This window comes from Bacillus cereus group sp. BfR-BA-01453 (assembly GCF_022662915.1).
GTDB classification, from domain to species: Bacteria; Bacillota; Bacilli; order Bacillales; family Bacillaceae_G; genus Bacillus_A; species Bacillus_A paranthracis.
The window spans coordinates 125376-147931 of the sequence record NZ_JAKUEN010000001.1 but is presented as its reverse complement, the minus strand read 5'-3'; the positions used below and the strand labels follow the sequence as shown (position 1 = coordinate 147931).

The following is a 22556-nucleotide window of genomic DNA, read 5'->3' as shown; positions in this document are numbered from 1 at the left end:
ATGGCAGTTTTAGAAATAGTAAAGCATCCAAATGAAGTGTTAGAAACACCGTGTGAAAGAGTAATTAACTTTGATAAAAAGTTAGTGAAATTGTTGAAAGATATGCATGAAACAATGTTAATTGCGGACGGAGTCGGTTTAGCTGCGCCTCAAGTAGGGGTAAGCTTGCAAGTGGCGGTAGTTGATATCGGTGATGATACTGGGAAAATTGAGTTAATCAATCCATCGATATTAGAAAAACGTGGTGAACAAGTAGGTCCCGAAGGCTGTTTAAGCTTCCCGGGACTTTATGGTGAAGTGGAACGTGCGGATTATATTAAAGTGCGTGCGCAAAATCGTCGAGGCAAAGTATTTTTACTAGAAGCAGAAGGGTTTTTAGCGCGTGCAATTCAACATGAAATCGATCATTTACACGGTGTGTTATTTACATCGAAAGTGACAAGATATTATGAGGAAAACGAATTAGAATAGGTATTAAAAGGAGCGGTTTTTAAATGATAAAAGTAGTATTTATGGGAACACCGGACTTTTCAGTGCCGGTGCTTCGTCGTCTTATTGAAGATGGCTATGATGTAATAGGTGTTGTGACGCAACCAGATCGTCCGGTAGGCAGAAAGAAAGTATTAACACCTACACCTGTTAAAGTGGAAGCAGAAAAACATGGTATTCCAGTGTTACAACCGTTAAGAATCCGTGAAAAAGACGAATATGAAAAAGTATTGGCATTAGAGCCGGATTTAATTGTAACAGCTGCGTTCGGTCAAATTGTACCAAATGAAATTTTAGAAGCACCAAAGTATGGATGTATTAACGTCCACGCTTCTTTACTTCCTGAACTTCGTGGTGGTGCACCAATCCATTATGCAATTATGGAAGGGAAAGAAAAAACAGGTATTACAATTATGTATATGGTAGAAAAATTGGATGCTGGTGATATTTTAACGCAAGTAGAAGTGGAAATTGAAGAGCGTGAAACGACAGGCTCGTTATTTGATAAGTTAAGTGAAGCAGGGGCACATCTTTTATCTAAAACAGTACCTTTACTAATTCAAGGTAAGTTAGAACCAATTAAACAAAACGAGGAAGAAGTAACGTTTGCATATAATATAAAACGTGAGCAAGAGAAAATTGATTGGACAAAAACAGGTGAAGAAGTATACAATCACATTCGCGGATTGAATCCATGGCCAGTTGCTTATACAACTTTAGCAGGACAAGTTGTTAAAGTATGGTGGGGAGAAAAAGTACCTGTAACGAAATCAGCTGAAGCAGGTACGATTGTTGCGATCGAAGAAGATGGTTTCGTTGTAGCAACTGGTAATGAAACGGGTGTTAAAATTACAGAATTACAACCTTCTGGTAAAAAGCGTATGAGTTGTGAGCAATTTTTACGTGGCACAAAACCTGAAATTGGAACGAAGTTAGGAGAAAATGCATGAGACAAAATGTTCGTGAATTAGCTCTTGATGGTTTAATTCAAGTAGAAAAAAGTGGTGCATACAGTAACTTACTTTTAAATAATCTAATTGAAAAAAGTACAATTGATAGAAAAGATATTGGTTTATTAACTGAAATTGTATATGGAACAATTCAACGTCGTGATACATTAGATTATTATTTACAACCTTTTTTAAAAAAGAAGGTTGAGGCATGGGTAAGGGTATTGCTTCGTTTATCGTTATATCAGATGATCTATTTAGACCGAGTACCAGAAAGAGCGGCTATTCATGAAGCCGTTGAGATTGCAAAGCGTCGCGGGCATAAAGGAATTGCTGGTATGGTGAACGGTGTATTACGTTCGATTCAAAGAGAAGGTGTACCTTCTGTAGATGAAATCAAAGATCCGGTAGAACGCTTGGCAACTGCAACAAGTCATCCAGTTTGGCTTGTCCAAGAATGGGCTTCAGAATATGGTTTAGAAACTGCTGAGAAAATGTGTGAAGTGAACATGTTACCGCCTGTACCAACAGCGCGTGTAAATGTTGATAAAATAACAGTAGAAGAAGCAATTACATTATTAGCTAGTGAAGGTATAGAAGCGAAGCGTGGCGATTTATCAGATGATGCAATTCAAATTGAAAGAGGGAATGTAGCGCACACAGATGCGTTTAAAAAAGGTTTTCTTTCTATTCAAGATGAAAGTTCTATGCTGGTAGCACGTGCCTTAGAACCAGATGAGGGAGATGTAGTTCTTGATAGTTGTGCTGCTCCAGGTGGAAAAACAACGCATATTGCAGAGCGATTAAAAGGAACTGGTCAAGTCATGTCCCTTGATTTACATGCACACAAAGTACGTTTAATTAAACAACAAGCAGAGCGACTTGGTCTAGGAAATGTCGAAACAAAGGCATTAGATGCTAGAAAAGTACAAGAACACTTTGCAAATGAAACGTTTGATAAAATATTAGTAGATGCCCCATGTTCTGGATTTGGTGTAATTAGACGTAAGCCTGATATTAAGTTAGGTAAAGATAAAGGCGATAGTGAAAGACTATCGACGATTCAACTTGCAATACTAGAAAAAATCGCACCGTTATTAAAACAAGGTGGTCGCCTTGTTTATAGTACGTGTACAATTGAGAAAATAGAAAATGAACAAGTAATAGAACGATTTTTACAAGAGCATCCTGAGTTCGAGTGGGATACTACGATAAAAGAGCGTATGCCAGAAAAGTTAAGTCCGTATATTGATGAAGGTCAAGTACAAATTTTACCGCATTATTTTGCAACAGATGGCTTTTATATTGCTTGTTTAAGGAAGAAGGTGTAGCATCGTGGAAACGACTGTGAGAAAACAAAAGAAAAATTTAGAAACGAAAAAACCATCAATTTACTCTTTACAACTTCATGAAATGCAAGATTGGTTAAAGGAGCAAGGAGAACCAAAGTTCCGTGCTGGACAAATTTTTGATTGGTTATATAAAAAACGTGTAAAAAATTATGAGGATATGTCAAACCTTTCTAAAGGATTGCGTGAAAAATTGTCGAATTCCTTTGATATTACTACTTTAAATACGTTAGTAAAACAAACGTCTTCGGATGGAACAATTAAATTCTTATTCCAATTATATGATGGATATTCTATTGAAACGGTATTAATGCGACATGAATATGGAAATTCCATTTGTGTAACAACACAAGTAGGTTGTCGTATTGGGTGTACGTTCTGTGCTTCAACGCTTGGCGGTTTAAAGCGAAACTTAGAAGCTGGAGAAATTGTAGCACAAGTAGTAGAAGTGCAACGTGCACTTGATGAATCAGAAGAACGTGTAAGTTCTCTTGTCGTTATGGGAATTGGAGAACCATTTGATAACTATGATAATTTAATGGGATTCTTACGCATCATTAATCATGAAAAAGGACTTCATATTGGTGCGAGACATATGACAGTTTCGACAAGTGGAATCATCCCGAAAATTTATAAGTTCGCTGAAGAAGATTTACAAATTAATTTTGCGATTTCACTGCATGCTCCAAACTCAGAATTACGTTCAAAATTAATGCCGATTAACCGTGCTTATAAGCTACCAGATTTGATGGAAGCTATTAAATACTATGTAAATAGAACAGGGCGTCGTATTACTTTTGAATATGGACTATTTGGAGGCGAAAATGACCAAGTTGAGCACGCTGAAGAGCTTGCTGCGCTCTTGAAAGGTGTAAAATGTCATGTGAACTTAATTCCGGTAAACTATGTACCTGAACGTGATTATGTACGTACGCCACGTGAACAAATTTTCTTATTTGAAAAAACGTTAAAAGATCGTGGAGTAAATGTAACGATTCGCCGTGAACAAGGTCATGATATTGATGCAGCCTGCGGTCAGTTGCGTGCGAAGGAGCGCAAAGAAGAGACGAGGTGACGAGATGAAAGCCGTGTTTCTATCAGATAAAGGAAAAGTTCGTCAACATAATGAAGATAGTGCAGGAGTTTTTCACAATTTAGATGGAAATATTTTAGCGGTAGTAGCAGATGGAATGGGAGGTCATCGAGCTGGTGATGTAGCTAGCTCGATGACCATTCAATTATTCCATGATTATTGGAAGCAAACGCATAATATGAACGAGCCAAAAAAAGTAGAAGAGTGGTTACATACTAGCGTGGGGATTATTAATGAGCGTATATATGAATACTCTAAGCAACATGTAGAATGTAATGGTATGGGAACAACACTTATAATAGCGATTTGTACACCAAATTTTGTGACGATAGGTCATATAGGAGATAGTCGTTGTTATATGGTATCAGAGGGAGAAATCTCGCTTGTAACGGAAGATCACTCACTTGTTAATGAACTTGTGAGACATGGTGAAATTTCAAAAGAAGACGCAGAATATCACCCGAAAAAGAATGTTTTGTTAAGGGCATTAGGAACAGAAGAGAAAGTCGGATTAGATGTGAAAACATTAGTGCTAGAGGAAGATGATCAGTTACTTCTTTGCTCTGATGGACTATCTAACAAAGTTTCTATTGCTGATATGCAACAAGTTTTACAGTTAAATGAACAGCTAGAAACTAAGGGACAACGTCTCATTCAATTGGCGAATGATCGTGGCGGGGAAGATAATATCACCCTTGTTCTCATTGATTATGCGGGTTCGACAAACGAAAGTAGGTGAAGTGCAACGTGCTGATTGGAAAACGCTTAAATGACCGTTATAAGCTACTGAAAATGATTGGTGGCGGTGGAATGGCCAATGTTTATTTAGCTCATGATGATATACTAGGCCGAGATGTAGCGGTGAAAATATTAAGACTCGACTATTCAAATAACGAAGAGTTTATTAAACGTTTCCATCGAGAAGCGCAGTCTGTTACAACGTTGTCGCATCCAAATATTGTGAATATGTATGATGTCGGAGAAGAAGATGGTATATATTATCTTGTAATGGAGTATGTACCAGGACAAACATTGAAGCAATACATAATTGAGCAAGGAATGTTACCGATAGGAGAAGCTCTTGATATTATGGAGCAGTTAACATCCGCCATGGCACACGCCCATCATTTTGAAATTGTGCACCGCGATATTAAACCGCACAATATTTTAATTCGAGCTGATGGAGTAATAAAAGTAACAGATTTTGGAATTGCGACAGCTACAAGTGCAACAACAATTACACATACAAATTCAGTACTCGGTTCGGTGCATTATTTATCACCAGAACAAGCACGTGGCGGGATAGCAAATAAACAATCAGATATTTATTCCCTAGGGATTGTTATGTTTGAGTTGTTAACAGGAAGACAACCATTTTCTGGCGAATCTGCTGTTGCTATAGCTTTAAAACATTTACAAAGTGAAATTCCGTCTCCAAAAAGATGGAATGAAAATATTCCGCAAAGTGTCGAAAATATTATATTAAAGGCAACTGCGAAAGATCCGTTTCATCGATATCAATCTGCTAATGCGATGAAACGAGATATTGAAACTGCGCTATATCCAGAGAGGATAAATGAGCAGCCATTTTACATACCGGAAGATATGGAAGCGACAAAAGCGATTCCGGTTATTCAACAGGAACAATTATTCGAAAATGTAACTGATGAAACAATTGTTTTACAAGGAAGTAAAGTGGATGAACAGATAAGAAAAGAAGAAACGGATTTAAGTAAGAAGAAAAAACGAAGTAATAAATGGCTCAAAATTTTAATTACAACATTTTTACTGTTAGCGATTGGAATAACGTTAGCGCTTACTGTTATTCCAGGATTCTTTATTCCAAAAGATGTAAAAGTACCTGATGTGGCTGGTATGAAATATACGACCGCAGTAAATACATTAGTTGAAAAGGGTTTTGAGGTTACGGAACCTAATATTGTATATACAGATGATGTTGAAACCGGTGATGTTATAAAAACAGACCCTGTGGCAGGAAGAGTCGTGAAAGAAAACTCTAAAATTACTATCTATCAATCAGGTGGGAAAAAGAAAAGTAAGATGAGTGATCTTACAGGGAAAGATTTTGAGAGCATAAGGTCTGAATTAGAAGAAAAATATAAACAAGTTACAATAAATTATATTGAAAATGATAGACCAAAAGGTGAAATCGTTGAGCAAATTCCGACGCCAGATCAAATGGTAGTAGAGGCGGAACAAGACCTGAAAATTTGGGTAAGTAAAGGTCCTTATCAAATTAGACCAGGTGACTTTTCAGGATGGACTGAAAATAGTGTCAATGGTTATTTGAATGAGAGGAAACTAACTCCAGATATAAAACGAGAGTATTCCGATACTGTTGATAAAGGACTTGTAATTTCGCAATCTCCAAAACCGGGAACGCCGTTAAAAGAAGGGGATAAAGTGACGATTATCATCTCAGAGGGCCCTAAGCCGAAAGTAACGAAAACCGTGAAAGTGGATAATATTTCTATTCCGTATGAGTCTTCTATAATAGGTGAGAAAAAACCGCAAACGATAGAAATTTATAAAGAAGATATGCAACAAAAAATGGATAGACCAATTGAAACTAGAACAATTTCAGAGTCGGCAACTATTTCATTAGAATTTGTAATTCAAGAAGGTACAAAAGGACATTATAAAATTGTACGAGATGGTGTAACGATTATCGACAAAGAAGTACCATACCCAACTCAATAATAATGAATTCCATTTTATCTCTAAATAGAATGGAATGTATTACTTCTGCCTGTTATGCTGTCTACATATAGTGGACTGTATAACAGGCAAAAATATATGATTCAAAAAGATATAAAAGTGATACTGTTATAAATAATATTTTAAATTTGATGGTAGATTAAATTTATTAATGTGTATATATGACGGGTTTTGAAATCTTTATTTAAAGAATGATAATCCATTCAATATGAATTCCAGCTTCACTTTATACAGAATAAAGGAGAATTATATGCCAGAAGGAAAAATTGTAAAAGCTCTAAGTGGATTTTATTATGTGCAGCATGAAGAAGGGATTACACAATGTCGCGGGCGTGGTGTGTTTAGAAAAAATAAAATTACACCACTGGTAGGAGACCAAGTTGTTTTTCAGGCTGATAATCCAAGTGAAGGATACGTACTTGAAGTATTTGATCGAAAAAATGAACTTGTTAGGCCTCCTATTGCTAATGTTGATCAAGCAATTCTTGTTTTTTCAGCAGTAGAACCAGATTTTAATCCGGGGCTGTTAGATCGATTTTTAGTGCTGATTGAATATCATAACATTAAGCCGATTATTTGCATTAGTAAGATGGATTTAGTTGATGAAAAAATGAGAGAAACTGTTGAATCTTATGCAAATGACTATCGTGAGATGGGATATGATGTATTATTTACTTCTATAAATACATCGGAAAGTATTGATATTTTAAAACCGTTCTTAGAAGGTTGTGTTTCCGTTGTTGCGGGGCAATCTGGTGTTGGAAAATCTTCTATGCTTAACGTCTTACGTCCAGAATTAGAACTGAAAACGAATGATATTTCCTCACATTTAGGACGCGGGAAACATACGACAAGACACGTAGAATTAATTGCGATTGGAAGCGGACTAGTTGCAGATACACCTGGTTTTAGTTCACTCGATTTCATAGATATAGAGGTAGAAGATCTTACATATTGTTTTCCAGAGTTGAAAGAAGCGAGCCAATACTGTAAATTTAGAGGGTGTACACATCTTTCTGAACCGAAATGCGCTGTGAAGGCTGCGGTTGAAGAGGGGAAGATTACAGAATATCGTTATAAGAATTACAAACAATTTGTAGAAGAAATTAGAGAGAGAAAGCCGAGGTATTAGTTATGATTAAAATTGCACCATCGATCTTATCAGCAGATTTTTCAAAATTAGGGGAAGAGATTAAAGATGTAGAAAAAGGCGGAGCGGATTACATTCACGTCGATGTAATGGATGGACATTTCGTACCAAATATTACGATTGGACCATTAATTGTAGAAGCAATTCGTCCGATCACATCGTTACCGTTAGATGTACATTTAATGATTGAAAATCCTGATAACTATATCCCGACTTTCGCAAAAGCGGGAGCGGATATTATTACTGTTCATGTAGAGGCGTGCCCTCATTTACATCGTACAATTCAGTTAATTAAATCTCATGGCATTAAAGCAGGAGTTGTATTAAATCCGCATACGCCAGTTTCAGTGATTGAGCATGTATTAGAAGATATTGATATGGTATTACTTATGACAGTAAACCCTGGATTTGGTGGGCAGAAATTTATCCATTCTGTATTACCGAAAATTAAACAAGTTGCAGAAATGGTTAAAGAGCGCAATCTAGAAGTAGAAATTGAAGTTGATGGTGGTGTAAACGCTGAAACAGCAAGACTTTGTGTAGAAGCAGGAGCAAATGTACTTGTAGCTGGGTCAGCAGTATACAATCAAAAAGACCGCGGTGAAGCAATTCGTGTCATTCGTGGATAATGAATGAACAAGTCTTTATCCCAGTGAATCTTCTAGTGTAGTAAGTTTTCACTATTTATAAAGGATAGAGAAAAAATATATAAAAAGGCAATCTACCGAATGGCAGATTGCCTTTTTACAATAGAAGGGGAAGGAAACATGATTATTCATATTTTAGCGGGAGGACCTGCGGAATATTGTGCAGATTTTTCTTCATATGAAAATGAGAAAGTAGTGTGGGCGGCAGTTGATAGAGGAGTATATCGTTTATTAAAAAGAGGTATTACTCCTGCTGTTGCGTTTGGAGATTATGACTCGGTTACTGAAGAAGAATTAGCATGGATGGGGCAACAAACAAATGATTTACATATTGTTCCTCGTGAAAAAGATCAAACAGATTTAGAAATTGCGATTAACTGGGCGTTAGAACAAAAGCCGGCACTCATTCGTATTTTTGGTGCTACTGGCGGAAGACTTGATCACGGTTTAGCGAATATACAAATGCTTTTAAAAGGATTAGAAGTAGGAATAGAGATGTGTATTGTAGACAATCAAAATGAAATAAGTGTAAAAAGAGTGGGTACACATATAATTGAAGAAAATAAAAATTTCCCTTATGTATCTTTTGTGCCTGTTACTGAAATAGTGGAAGGGATTACATTACTTGGTTTTAAATACCCTCTAATGAATAAAAAAATAGAGTGGGGATCCACACTTTGTATTAGTAATGAACTCGTTGAGGAAAAAGGTACTTTTTCATTTACTTCTGGCATATTAATGGTGATAAGAAGCACTGATTAAAGAAACAATTTTGCTCCTTACATCATATAGTGACCAAGTGGAGTAATGGGGATTAGGAGGGAAACCATGAGATTTTATACAATTAAGTTACCTAAATTTCTTGGTGGAATTGTTCGTGCCATGTTAAATACCTTCAAAAAAGATTAAAAAAAGCACCTATTACCGGTGCTTTTTCCATTGGTATAGTAAAAAAAGAGCCTAGCGGCTCTTTTTTTTATTATTAAACACGTTCGATTTTGCCAGATTTTAATGCTCTAGCAGAAACGTAAACACGTTGAACTTTTCCGTCGATGCGTACGCGAACTTTTTGAAGGTTAGCGCCCCACTTACGTTTTGTAGCGTTCATTGCGTGAGAACGAGAGTTACCAGAACGAGCTTTTCTTCCAGTAATAGCACAAACACGAGCCATTTATATTTCCCTCCCTTGATACCTTACCATACGTAATTTTTCAATGTTAGTCTTTTATGCGATGCTAAAAACACTACTATAATTTAACACAACTAAAAAGAGAATGCAACACTGTAGAAAAAAGAAATCAAGAAAAATTACTTGACACTATATGTCAATGAAGAAAAGTTGAAATCAAGAAAAATTGCTTGACATATTATAGTGATACATGTTGTATAATAACAATGGACTATTTTGCTCATCATAAAAAAGTGTAGTTTTCAACATAAAATATGAGAGTGAAAAAGAAAGAACGATGGAATTTTCTTTAAAAAGATTATATGATAGTAACTAAAGTAGTCTAACTCACTTTCACCATTTATGAAGGGGGAAAACGAGATGTCAATTGAAATTAAAACGAAGTACGGTCAAATTGATATTAGTACAGATGTAATTGCAACAATTGCTGGAGGTGCCGCGGTAGATTGCTACGGTATCGTAGGTATGGCATCAAAAAATCAGTTAAAAGATGGATTAACAGACATTTTACGAAAAGAAAATTTCACTAGAGGTGTTATTGTTCGTAAAGATGAAGATGAAGTACATATTGATATGTATATTATTGTGAGCTATGGTACGAAAATTTCAGAAGTAGCACATAACGTGCAGACGAAAGTGAAATATACATTAGATCAAACTGTAGGACTAGCAGTAGATTCTGTAAACATCTACGTACAAGGAGTTAAAGTAATAAACTTGTAATGTGCATTAAGGAGGAAAATCTGTGTCAATTCAAAAAATTGATGGAAAACGTTTATCACAAATGATCATTCAAGGAGCGAATAATTTAACGAATAATGTTCAGCTTGTTGATGCATTAAACGTATTTCCAGTTCCAGATGGCGATACCGGTACAAACATGAACTTATCTATGACTTCAGGCGCACGTGAAGTGAAAGCAAATCCTTCACAACATGCTGGTAAAGTCGGCGTAAGTTTAGCCAAAGGATTATTAATGGGAGCTCGTGGTAACTCTGGAGTTATTTTATCTCAGTTGTTCCGTGGTTTCTCGAAATCCATTGAACAAAAAGAAGAATTAACAACAGTTGATTTTGCTGCAGCTTTAGAAGCTGGAGTAGAGGCGGCTTACAAAGCGGTTATGAAACCGATTGAAGGAACGATTTTAACGGTTGCAAGAGAAACGGGTAAATATGCAGTAACAGTTGCGAAAAAACAGCGCGACTTTGTTTTGTTTATGGAAGACGTTGTGAAAGAAGCAAATGCATCGTTAAATCGTACGCCAGATTTATTACCTGTATTAAAACAAGTTGGCGTTGTAGATAGCGGTGGTAAAGGTCTTGTAGTAGTTTACGAAGGGTTTTTAGCTGACTTAAAAGGAGAAACGATTTCTTCTGATGCACCTGCCCAACCATCTATGAATGAAATGGTGCGCGCAGAACATCACCGTAGTGTACAAAGCCAATTGAGTACAGAAGATATTAAGTATGGATATTGTACGGAGTTCATGGTGAAATTAGAAGCTGATAAAGTGAAAGAACATAATTTCTCTGAACAAAAATTCCGTGAAGATATTAGTGTGTATGGTGATTCACTACTAGTTGTATCTGATGATGAAATTGTAAAAGTTCATATTCATGCAGAACATCCTGGAGACGCTATGAACTACGGACAACGTTACGGTAGTTTAATAAAGATTAAAGTAGAGAATATGCGTGAACAGCATACCGCTTTATTAGATGAGCCTGCTATGATGCCTGAGCCAACTAGCCAGCCTAAAGAGAAACAACCATATGGTATCGTAACTGTAGCTATGGGATCTGGTATTAAAACTTTATTTGAAAGCATTGGCGCGACGAAAGTTATCGAAGGTGGCCAAACGATGAATCCAAGTACTGAGGATATCGTGAAGGCGATTGAAGAAGCAAACGCTGAAAAAATCATTATTTTACCGAACAACGGGAATATCGTAATGGCAGCAGAACAAGCAGCGTCAGTTGTGGATCAAGAAGTGATTGTAGTTCGTTCAAAAACAGTTCCTCAAGGTATGGCTGCAATGTTAGCATTTAATCCAGTTGGAACGCTAGAGGAAAATGAAGAAAACATGAAAGAAGCTTTATCTCATGTGAAAACAGGTCAAATTACGTATGCTGTACGTGATACGGAAATTGATGGTGTGGAAATTCAAAAAGATGATTTCATGTGTATCGCAGATGGAAAAATCGTATCAACAAATGCTGAAAAAGTAGGAGCTGCGAAGCAATTACTAGAAGCACTAATTGATGAAGATTCTGAAATCGTAACGATTCTACAAGGTGAAGATGCAACTGATGAAGAAGTAGCTGAATTAGTTGAGTTTGTAGAAGAGAATTTTGAAGATGCAGAAGTGGAAGTACATGCTGGAAACCAACCGGTGTATTCTTTCATCTTCTCTGTAGAATAAGAAAAAATTCGTTTTGAAAATAAATGGATTACTTACTTGCTAATGGATAATAAGTAGTAATATGAAGTTTATTACTAGTTTTTATTCAAAAGGCTAGCATATTGAAGATAAAAAAGAGCCTTGCTGCTAATAGTGAGGCTCTTTTCTTTCGTGTTGTTTATGAGGGATTTGAGTAGTTTCTCTTAGAATGCCTATGATAGAATATATAGGGTGAAAGAGAGCGATTACAGATGTCAATCATGTTAATGGATAATGAATCAAAAAATAATGTGACGGAGCGTGAGAATCTTGAATGAAGTTGTACAAGTTCCTGTTACGGATGTAAAGGGAATCGGAGGAGAAACATCTGAATTACTACACGAGATGGGAATTTATACAGTTTCTCATCTATTAGAACATTTTCCGTACCGTTATGAAGACTATGCGATGAAAGATCTTGCAGAAGTAAAGCATGATGAACGTGTAACAGTTGAGGGGAAAGTTCATAGTGCTCCTTTACTGCAATATTACGGGAAGAAGAAGTCGCGTCTTACGGTTCGTGTCCTCGTAGGTCGTTATTTAATTACAGCTGTATGTTTTAATAGGCCGTACTATAAGCAGAAGTTAAATTTAGATGAAACGGTAACGATTACTGGAAAATGGGACCAGCATCGTCAAACGATTGCGGTATCAGAACTTCATTTTGGACCGGTTGTACGTCAACAAGAAGTGGAGCCTGTGTACTCAGTGAAAGGGAAACTTACAGTAAAACAGATGCGCCGTTTTATTGCACAAGCGTTAAAGGAGTATGGAGACTCTATAGTTGAAGTGTTACCAGATGGATTGCTAAGTCGGTATAAATTACTGCCACGTTATGAAGCACTTCGGGCTTTGCATTTTCCATCGGGGCAGGAAGACTTGAAGCAAGCGCGTCGCCGGTTTGTATATGAAGAGTTTTTCTTATTTCAGTTGAAAATGCAAACGTTACGAAAAATGGAGAGGGAAAATTCGAAAGGGACGAAAAAAGAAATTCCTTCAGAAGAATTGCAAGAGTTTATCGATGCACTTCCGTTTCCATTAACTGGTGCGCAACGCCGAGTTGTAGATGAAATTATGAAAGATATGACATCTCCTTATCGAATGAATCGTCTGCTGCAAGGTGATGTAGGTTCTGGTAAAACGGTGGTCGCTGCAATTGGTCTTTATGCAGCGAAATTAGCGCATTATCAAGGTGCTTTAATGGTTCCAACAGAAATTTTAGCAGAACAACATTATCAATCGCTCGCAGAGACGTTCTCGCACTTTGGTATGAAGGTTGAATTGTTAACAAGTTCAGTTAAAGGTGTGAGACGCCGAGAGATTTTGGCAAAATTAGAACAAGGAGAAATAGATATCCTTGTTGGAACGCATGCTTTAATTCAAGATGAAGTTATTTTTCATAGGTTAGGTCTCGTGATTACTGATGAACAACATCGATTTGGTGTAGCGCAGCGACGAGTTTTACGTGAGAAAGGTGAAAGTCCAGATGTATTATTTATGACAGCAACACCAATTCCACGTACGTTAGCAATTACTGCATTTGGAGAGATGGATGTTTCTATAATCGATGAGATGCCAGCTGGTAGAAAGGTAATTGAAACATACTGGGCAAAACATGACATGTTAGATCGTGTTCTCGGTTTTGTAGAGAAAGAGATAAAAAAAGGAAGACAAGCATATGTTATTTGTCCTCTAATTGAAGAATCTGAGAAACTTGATGTACAAAATGCAATCGACTTACATAGTATGCTGACTCATCATTATCAGGGGAAATGTCAAGTCGGATTAATGCATGGAAGATTATCATCTCAAGAAAAAGAAGAGATAATGGGGCAATTTAGTGAAAATAAAGTGCAAATTCTTGTGTCGACAACAGTTGTTGAGGTGGGTGTGAACGTACCGAATGCGACTGTAATGGTTATCTATGATGCAGAGCGTTTCGGTTTATCACAGCTTCATCAGCTAAGAGGACGTGTTGGGCGTGGTAGTGAACAATCGTATTGTTTATTAATCGCGGATCCAAAATCGGAAACGGGAAAAGAACGAATGCGTATTATGACCGAAACGAATGATGGATTTGTATTGTCGGAAAAAGATTTAGAGTTAAGAGGTCCTGGAGATTTCTTTGGGAGTAAGCAAAGTGGTTTACCAGAATTCAAGGTTGCTGATATGGTACATGATTATCGGGCGCTAGAAACAGCTAGACAAGATGCGGCGTTACTAGTAGATTCAGAAGCATTTTGGCATAATGATCAATATGCGTCGTTGCGTACGTATCTTGATGGGACAGGTGTGTTCCAGGGAGAGAAGCTCGATTAAAGGGAGGCAACAAAAGTTTTTGTTGCATTCTACTTTTAATGATTATATACTACTGTTAGTACCTAGTCATAAAAATGGATGGTGCGGTATGAAAAAAAGAAGAAGTAAAAAAGAAAGACAGGAATTATTACAACAAACGATAGAAACGAATCCTTTTATTACGGATGAAGATTTAGCAGAAAAATTTCAAGTGAGTATACAAACTGTACGTCTTGATCGTATGGAATTATCTATTCCTGAATTAAGAGAAAGAATTAAACATGTAGCTACAAAGCAACATGAAGAAGATGTGAAATCTTTACCGTTAGAAGAGGTTGTCGGAGAAATTATTGATATAGAATTAGATAGACATGCGATTTCTATTTTTGAAGTGAAGGTAGAACACGTATTTAAAAGAAATCAAATTGCCCGTGGGCATCATTTGTTTGCACAAGCAAACTCACTAGCTGTTGCGGTTATTGATGAAGAATTAGCTTTAACTGCAAAGTCTACCATTCGATACATTCGTCCTGTAAAATTAGGAGAGCGTGTTGTTGCAAAAGCGCGCGTGGAAGATGTAGAGAATGATAAAGGGCGGACGGTTGTCAAAGTGCGTAGCTTTGTTGGAGAAGAACTTGTTTTTACAGGCACTTTTGAAATGTATCGATCTAGTAATTATAGTGAGGAAGGTAACAACTTATGAAAATCGCAATAGATGCAATGGGCGGCGATCATGCTCCAAAGGCTGTCGTACTAGGAGCAATGAAAGCTATTAAGGAATATTCTGATTTACATATTACGTTAGTAGGGAAAGAAGAGGAAATTCGTCAATACTTAACGAGTGAAGAACGAATTACTATACTTCATACAGATGAAAAAATCGAATCGACAGATGAACCCGTAAGAGCGGTTCGTCGAAAAAAACAAGCTTCAATGGTACTAGCGGCGCAGCAAGTGAAAGACGGTGTAGCGGATGCTTGTATATCAGCTGGTAGTACAGGAGCTTTAATGGCGGCTGGATTGTTTGTTGTAGGTCGTATGGAAGGAATTGAGCGACCAGCTTTATCCCCTACAATGCCAACTGTTGATGGAGAAGGTTTTGTTATGTTAGATGTTGGAGCGAACGTTGATGCAAAACCAATTCATTTATATCAATATGCAGTAATGGGATCTGTATACGCTGAGAAAGTAAGAGGAATTAAAAATCCTCGCGTCGGACTTTTAAATGTTGGGACAGAAGATGGTAAAGGTAACGAGCTTTCAAAACAAGTCTTTGCAATGCTTAAAGATGCCCCAATTAATTTCGTTGGGAACGTTGAATCAAGAGATTTATTGCAAGGTGTAGCAGATGTTGTTGTATGTGATGGTTTTACAGGGAATGTAGCACTGAAATCATTAGAAGGAACAGCACTTGCATTATTCTCTATGTTAAAAGAACAGTTAATGAGTTCGTTTACGAGCAAATTAGCAGCAGCGGTATTAAAGCCAAAACTTATGGTATTAAAAGATAAAATGGATTATTCGGAGTATGGAGGAGCGGCATTATTTGGATTGAAGGCTCCTGTCATTAAGGCTCACGGTTCTTCCAATGACCAATCGATATTTAGTGCGATTCGTCAAACGAGAGAAATGGTAGCGAAAGAAGTTATTCCTACTATTTCAAGCGTAATGGAGAAAGAGCCACTCCAATAAGAGGAGGGTTTGAAATGGGAAAACTAGCATTTCTTTTTCCGGGCCAAGGTTCACAGGCAGTTGGAATGGGTAAACAGTTAGCAGAGAATAATAAAGAGGTTGCAAATGTATTTGCAAAAGCAGATGAGGTGTTGCAAGACTCACTTTCAGAAGTGATTTTTGAAGGGCCGCAGGAAAAGCTTACGTTAACAACAAATGCCCAACCTGCTTTATTAACAACGAGTTTTGCTATTTTGACAGCTTTAAAAGAATATGATATTACACCAGACTTTGTCGCAGGGCATAGTTTAGGTGAGTATAGCGCTCTTGTAGCAGCGGGTGCATTAACTTTTGAGGATGCAGTATATGCTGTAAGGAAACGTGGGGAATATATGGAAGAAGCTGTTCCTGGCGGAGAAGGTGCAATGGCGGCTATTTTAGGTGCTGATCCACATATGCTGAAACAAGTTACAGAAGAAGTAACAAGTGAAGGGTATGCAGTACAAATTGCTAATATGAATAGTACGAAGCAAATTGTGATTTCTGGAACAAAGCAAGGAGTCGAGATTGCTTCTCAAAGAGCGAAAGAACATGGTGCAAAGAGAGCAATTCCGCTTAAAGTAAGTGGACCGTTCCACTCTGCGCTTATGAAGCCAGCGGCGGAGAAATTCCAAAGTGTCTTAAATGAAATTACAATTCAAGATACGAATATTCCGGTAATCGCAAATGTAACAGCAGACGTTATTACAAGTGGTGCGCATATTCAAGAAAAGCTAATCGAGCAGCTCTATTCGCCTGTCTTATGGTATCCATCCATTGAATATATGGTGAGTCAAGGGGTAGATACATTTATTGAGATTGGACCTGGGAAAGTACTTGCTGGACTTATGAAGTCAATTGATTCATCAGTGAAAGCATACGCGATATACGATGAAGAGACATTACAAGATACCATTTCAAATTTGAGAGGAGAAAACTGATGTTAAAAGGGAAAGTAGCATTAGTAACGGGTGCTTCACGTGGAATTGGTCGTGCAATTGCGATTGATTTAGCAAAACAAGGGGCAAATGTTGTAGTAAACTATGCTGGTAACGAGCAAAAGGCAAATGAAGTAGTTGATGAAATAAAGAAACTAGGTTCGGATGCAATTGCAGTAAGAGCAGATGTTGCAAATGCTGAAGACGTTACAAATATGGTGAAACAAACTGTAGATGTATTTGGACAAGTTGATATTCTTGTAAATAATGCAGGTGTAACAAAAGATAATTTATTAATGCGTATGAAAGAAGAAGAATGGGATACAGTTATTAATACAAACCTAAAAGGTGTATTCTTATGTACAAAGGCAGTATCTCGATATATGATGCGTCAACGTCAAGGACGTATTGTAAATATCGCTTCTGTTGTCGGAGTAACGGGAAACCCAGGACAAGCAAACTATGTTGCTGCTAAAGCAGGTGTAATCGGATTAACAAAAACATCAGCAAAAGAGTTAGCAAGCCGTAATATTACTGTAAATGCAATTGCTCCTGGATTTATTGCGACAGATATGACAGACGTATTAGATGAAAATATAAAAGCTGAAATGTTAAAATTAATTCCTGCAGCTCAGTTTGGGGAAGCGCAAGATATCGCAAATGCTGTAACGTTTTTTGCTTCTGATCAAAGCAAATATATTACAGGTCAAACGTTAAATGTTGATGGCGGTATGGTAATGTAATAAAAGAATCGATTTCAGCTAGTTTTTTTGGACAATATTTAATATAATATTTGAGGGGAGGTGAATGGAATGGCAGATGTTTTAGAGCGTGTAACAAAAATTATCGTTGATCGTTTAGGAGTAGAAGAAACAGAAGTAGTACCAGCTGCAAGCTTCAAGGAAGATTTAGGAGCAGACTCCCTAGATGTAGTAGAACTTGTAATGCAATTAGAAGACGAATTCGAAATGGAAATTTCTGATGAAGATGCTGAAAAGATTGCTACTGTTGGCGATGCTGTGACTTACATAGAGAGTCATCTATAATGCTTGAATGAAGTCCCGTTTTTTAGCGGGGCTTCTCGGCTTATATCTGGAGGGACCTATGCCGTACCGTAAATATAGAGAAAAAAAATACGAAACAAAATATCGTGAAGCGTTTAAAGTATTTCAAGAAAAAATAGGTATTACGTTTACAGATGAAAAATTATTGATTCAAGCATTTACGCATTCATCGTATGTGAATGAGCATCGAAAAAAACCGCATGAAGACAATGAGCGTCTCGAATTCCTTGGAGATGCAGTATTGGAACTTACTGTATCGCAGTATCTGTTTCAAAAATATCCGACAATGAGCGAAGGAGAGTTAACAAAACTACGTGCAGCTATTGTATGTGAACCATCTCTTGTTCGTTTTGCAAACGAGTTGTCATTTGGTAGCCTAGTTTTATTAGGAAAAGGTGAGGAAATGACAGGCGGACGTGAACGACCAGCTTTATTAGCGGATGTCTTTGAAGCGTTTATTGGTGCCCTTTATCTTGATCAAGGGTTAGAAACAGTATGGGGCTTCTTAAAAGAAATTGTATACCCTAAAATTAATGAAGGTGCTTTTTCTCATGTGATGGATTATAAGAGTCAATTACAAGAGTTGATTCAGCGTGATGGTAGTGGCAATATTGAGTATCAAATTTTGCAAGAAAAAGGACCGGCTCACAATCGAGAATTTGTGTCACGTGTTACGTTAAATAACGTGGCCTTAGGTCTTGGTAGTGGCAAGTCGAAAAAAGAAGCAGAGCAACAAGCTGCTGCAGAAGCGTTGAAAAAGTTAAAAGAACAACTATAAGGAATCCCCCTTTGAATGAGGGGGATTCCTTGTGCATAGAATGAAACTTTCCTTTCGTTTATAAATGTAAGGAAATGAAATCCGTATAATCGTTTGTTTTTGTATAAACAACATTTATAGCAACGGAGAATAGGAGGAAGGCCTTTCGTGTTTTTAAAAAGATTAGAAATAGCAGGATTTAAGTCTTTTGCTGAGCGTGTATCTGTCGATTTTGTCCCAGGTGTAACGTCTGTAGTAGGACCTAATGGAAGCGGGAAAAGTAATATTACTGATGCTATTCGTTGGGTACTTGGTGAACAATCGGCAAAATCATTACGTGGTGCAAAGATGGAAGATATTATTTTTGCAGGTAGTGATACGAGAAGAGCGGTTAATGTTGCTGAAGTAACATTAACTTTAAATAATGAAGATCAACGTTTACCGATTGAATATAATGAGGTGTGTGTAACGCGTCGTGTATCTCGTTCTGGTGATAGTGATTTTTATATTAATAAACAATCATGCAGGTTGAAAGATATTATCGATTTATTTATGGACTCTGGTATGGGAAGAGAAGCTTTTTCGATTATTAGCCAGGGGAAAGTTGAAGAAATTTTAAGTAGTAAATCAGAAGAACGTCGTGGTGTATTTGAAGAAGCGGCGGGAGTGCTGAAATACAAACTTCGTAAAAAGAAAGCTGAAGGTAAATTAGCAGACACACAAGAAAACTTAAATCGTGTACAAGATATAATTCACGAATTAAGTAGTCAAGTAGAACCTTTAGAAAGACAAGCTTCTATTGCAAAGGATTATCTCGAGAAAAAAGAAGAATTAGAGAAAGTAGAAGCGGCGCTTATTGTACATGAAATTGAAGAATTACATGAGAAATGGGAAGCGCTTCGAAATCAGTTTGGGCATAATAAAAACGAAGAAGCGAAAATGTCAACGCATTTACAAAAAGGTGAAGAAGAGTTAGAGGAATTACGAGGCCAATTACAAGCAGTAGATGAGTCTGTAGATTCCCTGCAAGAAGTACTTTTGCTTTCTAGTAAAGAGCTAGAAAAGTTAGAAGGACAACGTGAGCTATTAAAAGAGAGAAAGCAAAATGCAACGACGCATTGTGCACAACTCGAACAGTTAATTGTTGAATTAACAGAGAAAGCTACAAGTTATGATGGTGAAATTGAATCGAGTACAGAAGTATTGATGCAATTTGTAAATCATGTAAAAGAGTTGGAGACGAAATTGCATGATAATGAGCAATTACTTGCAACGTTTGCTGACAATTTAGAAGAGCAAATTGAGAATTTAAAAGGTGACTATATTGAACTTTTAAATCAACAAGCTAGTCATCGTAATGAGTTATCTATGATTGAAGAACAATCTAAACAACAAAACTCAAAAAATGAACGCCTTGATGAAGAAAATGCGAAATATGTAGAAATGCGTATGGAAATTACAGCGAAAAAGACAAAACTTGTGGAAAGTTATGAACAAGTAAAAGAAAAAGTAGCTGGAATCCTTTCGAATATACAAAAGACAGAAGCGGCACTTGGGAAATGCAAGGCGCAGTATAGTGAAAACGAAACAAAACTGTATCAAGCATATCAATTTGTACAACAGGCACGTTCTCGAAAAGAAATGCTAGAAGAGATGCAAGAGGACTACTCTGGTTTCTATCAAGGGGTACGTGAAGTATTAAAAGCTAGAGAAAATAGGTTGCAAGGTATTGAGGGTGCTGTTGCAGAACTGCTAACGGTACCGAAAGAATATGAAATTGCAATGGAAATTGCTCTAGGTGCAGCGATGCAGCATATAGTTGTACAAAAAGAAGAACATGCTCGTAATGCAATTGCGTTTTTAAAACAAAATAAACATGGACGAGCAACGTTTTTACCGCAAGCTGTTATTAAAGGTAGATCGTTATCATTTGAGCAATTACGTATTGTAAATCAGCACCCATCGTTTGTAGGTGTGGCAGCAGAACTCGTGCAATATAACAATAAATATGAAAATGTAGTTTCAAATTTATTAGGTACTGTTATTGTTGCAAAAGATTTACGCGGAGCGAATGAGTTGGCGAAACAATTGCAATACCGTTATCGCATTGTAACAATCGAAGGTGATGTAGTAAACCCTGGCGGTTCTATGACGGGTGGAGCGGTAAAACAGGCGAAATCATCTTTATTAGGACGTCAACGTGAACTAGAAGAGTGGACGAGTAAGTTAACTGATATGGAAGAAAAAACAACGAAGTTAGAAAACTTTGTTAAAGCAGTAAAACAAGAGATTCAAGAAAAAGAAGTGCAAATACGCGAACTAAGGCAAAGTGTAGAAGCAGAGCGTGTAGATGAACAGAAATTAAGAGAAGAAATTAGTCGCTTAGAATTAGAAGAACATCGTATTAATGATCGTTTATCTATTTACGATTTAGAGATTGAAGGGTTCTTGCAAGACCAAGTGAAAATGCAAGGCCGTAAAGAAGAGTTAGAAAAGATTTTAGCGACTCTTCAGGCAGAGATTACGGAATTAGATAGCAAAATCACAGCTTTAACAAAACAAAAAAGTGAGCAACATTCTTCGAAAGAAAAAGTTCAAAAAGAAATGACTGAGTTAAAAGTGTTAGCAGCTGAAAAGCAACAACGCTTATCTAATCAAAAAGAAAAAGTAGAACGATTGACGAAGGAAAAAGAAGAAACCGATGCAACGCTTGTCAAAACGAAAGAGGATTTAGCATTCTTAAAACAAGAAATGACATCGAATTCAAGTGGTGAAGAACAAATTACGAATATGATTGAGAAGAAAGCATATGATCGTAATCAAACTTCAGAGTTAATTCGCTCTCGTCGTGAACAACGTGTATCGTTACAAGAAAGAGTAGAACAGTTAGAGCGTAACCTGAAAGAAACAACAGGTAAACATAAATACATTCTTGAGATGTTGAAAGATCAAGAGGTAAAAATAAACCGACTTGATGTAGAGTTAGAAAATAGATTACAACATTTACGTGAAACATATACGATTTCATTTGAAGCGGCAAAACTGAAGTATACAATGGTGATGCCTGCTGAGGATGCACGTAAAAAGGTGAAACTAATTAAACTCTCCATCGAAGAGCTAGGTACAGTAAACTTAGGAGCAATTGATGAGTATGAGCGTGTGGCAGAGCGTCATACATTCTTACTAGAGCAAAAAGATGATCTAGAAGAAGCAAAAACGACATTGCACCAACTTATTACTGAAATGGATGAAGAAATGAAAAAACGCTTTTCTACTACGTTTGAAGGAATTCGAATGGAGTTTCAATCGGTGTTCTCTGAATTATTTGGAGGCGGTAGAGCGGATTTAGTTATGACGAATCCAGAGGACTTATTAAATACGGGTATTGATATCGTAGCGCAACCGCCAGGGAAGAAACTGCAAAACTTAGGTTTACTTTCAGGTGGAGAGCGTGCTTTAACGGCAATTGCGCTGCTATTTGGTATTTTAAAAGTGCGCCCAGTCCCATTCTGTGTATTAGATGAGGTAGAGGCTGCTCTTGATGAGGCAAACGTTGCCCGTTTTGCTCAGTATTTAAAGAAATTTAGTGATGAGACACAGTTTATTGTAATTACACATAGAAAAGGTACAATGGAAGAGTCTGACGTATTGTACGGTGTAACAATGCAAGAGTCAGGGGTATCTAAACTTGTTTCTGTTCGTTTAGATGATGGAGAAGAACTAGTTGCAAGCAAATAGAAAGG

The 22556-nt window shown here is 37.0% G+C and carries 21 protein-coding genes; 20 read left to right on the top strand and 1 reads right to left on the bottom strand.

Translation table 11 applies throughout. The features are described from left to right. The 10 genes from def to spoVM all read left to right on the top strand — a co-directional run bounded on the left by def (nucleotide 1) and on the right by spoVM (nucleotide 9326). Nucleotides 1-471: a peptide deformylase gene (gene def, locus MR070_RS00680; protein ID WP_000279468.1), complete on the top strand. Its 471-nt coding sequence runs from the start codon at nucleotides 1-3 to the stop codon at nucleotides 469-471. Nucleotides 472-494: 23 nt separating this feature from the next. Continuing rightward, nucleotides 495-1439, top strand: coding sequence for a methionyl-tRNA formyltransferase (gene fmt / locus MR070_RS00675; protein WP_000598789.1), 945 nt, complete (start codon nucleotides 495-497; stop codon nucleotides 1437-1439). Then, the gene (rsmB, locus tag MR070_RS00670; protein ID WP_001249687.1) at nucleotides 1436-2770 is read left to right on the top strand and encodes a 16S rRNA (cytosine(967)-C(5))-methyltransferase RsmB; all 1335 of its coding nucleotides are present in this window, start codon (nucleotides 1436-1438) and stop codon (nucleotides 2768-2770) included. Before fmt ends, rsmB begins: the two co-directional genes overlap by 4 nt. Before the next feature lie 4 nt (nucleotides 2771-2774). After that, nucleotides 2775-3863: a dual-specificity RNA methyltransferase RlmN gene (rlmN, locus tag MR070_RS00665; protein WP_000450543.1), complete on the top strand. Its 1089-nt coding sequence runs from the start codon at nucleotides 2775-2777 to the stop codon at nucleotides 3861-3863. Between the two features lie 4 nt (nucleotides 3864-3867). After that, nucleotides 3868-4620 (top strand): Stp1/IreP family PP2C-type Ser/Thr phosphatase, encoded by a 753-nt coding sequence (locus tag MR070_RS00660; protein ID WP_000648696.1) that lies wholly within the window; start codon nucleotides 3868-3870, stop codon nucleotides 4618-4620. A gap of 8 nt (nucleotides 4621-4628) precedes the next feature. Beyond that, the gene (gene prkC / locus MR070_RS00655) at nucleotides 4629-6602 is read left to right on the top strand and encodes a serine/threonine protein kinase PrkC (RefSeq protein ID WP_000904734.1); all 1974 of its coding nucleotides are present in this window, start codon (nucleotides 4629-4631) and stop codon (nucleotides 6600-6602) included. A 268-nt stretch (nucleotides 6603-6870) separates the two neighbouring features. Further along, on the top strand, nucleotides 6871-7752 hold the full coding sequence (gene rsgA, locus MR070_RS00650) for a ribosome small subunit-dependent GTPase A (RefSeq protein WP_001113936.1): 882 nt from the start codon (nucleotides 6871-6873) through the stop codon (nucleotides 7750-7752). A 2-nt stretch (nucleotides 7753-7754) separates the two neighbouring features. Then, nucleotides 7755-8399, top strand: coding sequence for a ribulose-phosphate 3-epimerase (gene rpe / locus MR070_RS00645; RefSeq protein ID WP_000589966.1), 645 nt, complete (start codon nucleotides 7755-7757; stop codon nucleotides 8397-8399). 99 nt (nucleotides 8400-8498) lie between these two features. Then, nucleotides 8499-9179: a thiamine diphosphokinase gene (locus tag MR070_RS00640; protein ID WP_041184135.1), complete on the top strand. Its 681-nt coding sequence runs from the start codon at nucleotides 8499-8501 to the stop codon at nucleotides 9177-9179. A gap of 66 nt (nucleotides 9180-9245) precedes the next feature. Next, the gene (spoVM, locus tag MR070_RS00635) at nucleotides 9246-9326 is read left to right on the top strand and encodes a stage V sporulation protein SpoVM (RefSeq protein ID WP_001213599.1); all 81 of its coding nucleotides are present in this window, start codon (nucleotides 9246-9248) and stop codon (nucleotides 9324-9326) included. Nucleotides 9327-9399: 73 nt separating this feature from the next. On the opposite strand, the gene rpmB is transcribed toward spoVM, so the two are convergent. After that, the gene (rpmB, locus tag MR070_RS00630) at nucleotides 9400-9588 is read right to left on the bottom strand and encodes a 50S ribosomal protein L28 (RefSeq protein WP_000124776.1); all 189 of its coding nucleotides are present in this window, start codon (nucleotides 9586-9588) and stop codon (nucleotides 9400-9402) included. A gap of 378 nt (nucleotides 9589-9966) precedes the next feature. On the opposite strand from rpmB, the gene MR070_RS00625 reads away from it, so the two are divergent. The 10 genes from MR070_RS00625 to smc all read left to right on the top strand — a co-directional run bounded on the left by MR070_RS00625 (nucleotide 9967) and on the right by smc (nucleotide 22551). Beyond that, nucleotides 9967-10329 (top strand): Asp23/Gls24 family envelope stress response protein, encoded by a 363-nt coding sequence (locus MR070_RS00625; protein WP_000021109.1) that lies wholly within the window; start codon nucleotides 9967-9969, stop codon nucleotides 10327-10329. 22 nt (nucleotides 10330-10351) lie between these two features. Then, entirely contained in the window at nucleotides 10352-12028 is a 1677-nt protein-coding gene (locus tag MR070_RS00620; RefSeq protein WP_242260373.1) for a DAK2 domain-containing protein, read from the top strand. Nucleotides 12029-12316: 288 nt separating this feature from the next. Beyond that, entirely contained in the window at nucleotides 12317-14365 is a 2049-nt protein-coding gene (gene recG / locus MR070_RS00615; protein WP_001006880.1) for an ATP-dependent DNA helicase RecG, read from the top strand. 88 nt (nucleotides 14366-14453) lie between these two features. Then, a complete protein-coding gene (fapR, locus tag MR070_RS00610; RefSeq protein WP_000747352.1) occupies nucleotides 14454-15047 on the top strand; it encodes a transcription factor FapR in 594 nt (197 codons plus the stop codon). After that, entirely contained in the window at nucleotides 15044-16036 is a 993-nt protein-coding gene (plsX, locus tag MR070_RS00605) for a phosphate acyltransferase PlsX (protein WP_000684108.1), read from the top strand. The genes fapR and plsX overlap by 4 nt, the downstream gene beginning before the upstream one ends. Nucleotides 16037-16050: 14 nt before the next feature. Continuing rightward, the gene (fabD, locus tag MR070_RS00600; protein WP_000516951.1) at nucleotides 16051-16995 is read left to right on the top strand and encodes an ACP S-malonyltransferase; all 945 of its coding nucleotides are present in this window, start codon (nucleotides 16051-16053) and stop codon (nucleotides 16993-16995) included. Then, nucleotides 16995-17735, top strand: coding sequence for a 3-oxoacyl-[acyl-carrier-protein] reductase (gene fabG, locus MR070_RS00595; protein WP_000911785.1), 741 nt, complete (start codon nucleotides 16995-16997; stop codon nucleotides 17733-17735). The genes fabD and fabG overlap by 1 nt, the downstream gene beginning before the upstream one ends. Before the next feature lie 69 nt (nucleotides 17736-17804). Next, on the top strand, nucleotides 17805-18038 hold the full coding sequence (gene acpP, locus MR070_RS00590) for an acyl carrier protein (protein ID WP_000786062.1): 234 nt from the start codon (nucleotides 17805-17807) through the stop codon (nucleotides 18036-18038). A 58-nt stretch (nucleotides 18039-18096) separates the two neighbouring features. After that, on the top strand, nucleotides 18097-18834 hold the full coding sequence (gene rncS, locus MR070_RS00585) for a ribonuclease III (RefSeq protein ID WP_001146876.1): 738 nt from the start codon (nucleotides 18097-18099) through the stop codon (nucleotides 18832-18834). 147 nt (nucleotides 18835-18981) lie between these two features. Next, nucleotides 18982-22551, top strand: a complete 3570-nt coding sequence (gene smc, locus MR070_RS00580) for a chromosome segregation protein SMC (RefSeq protein WP_000479000.1) — start codon at nucleotides 18982-18984, stop codon at nucleotides 22549-22551. The last annotated feature ends 5 nt before the right edge of the window (nucleotides 22552-22556 follow it).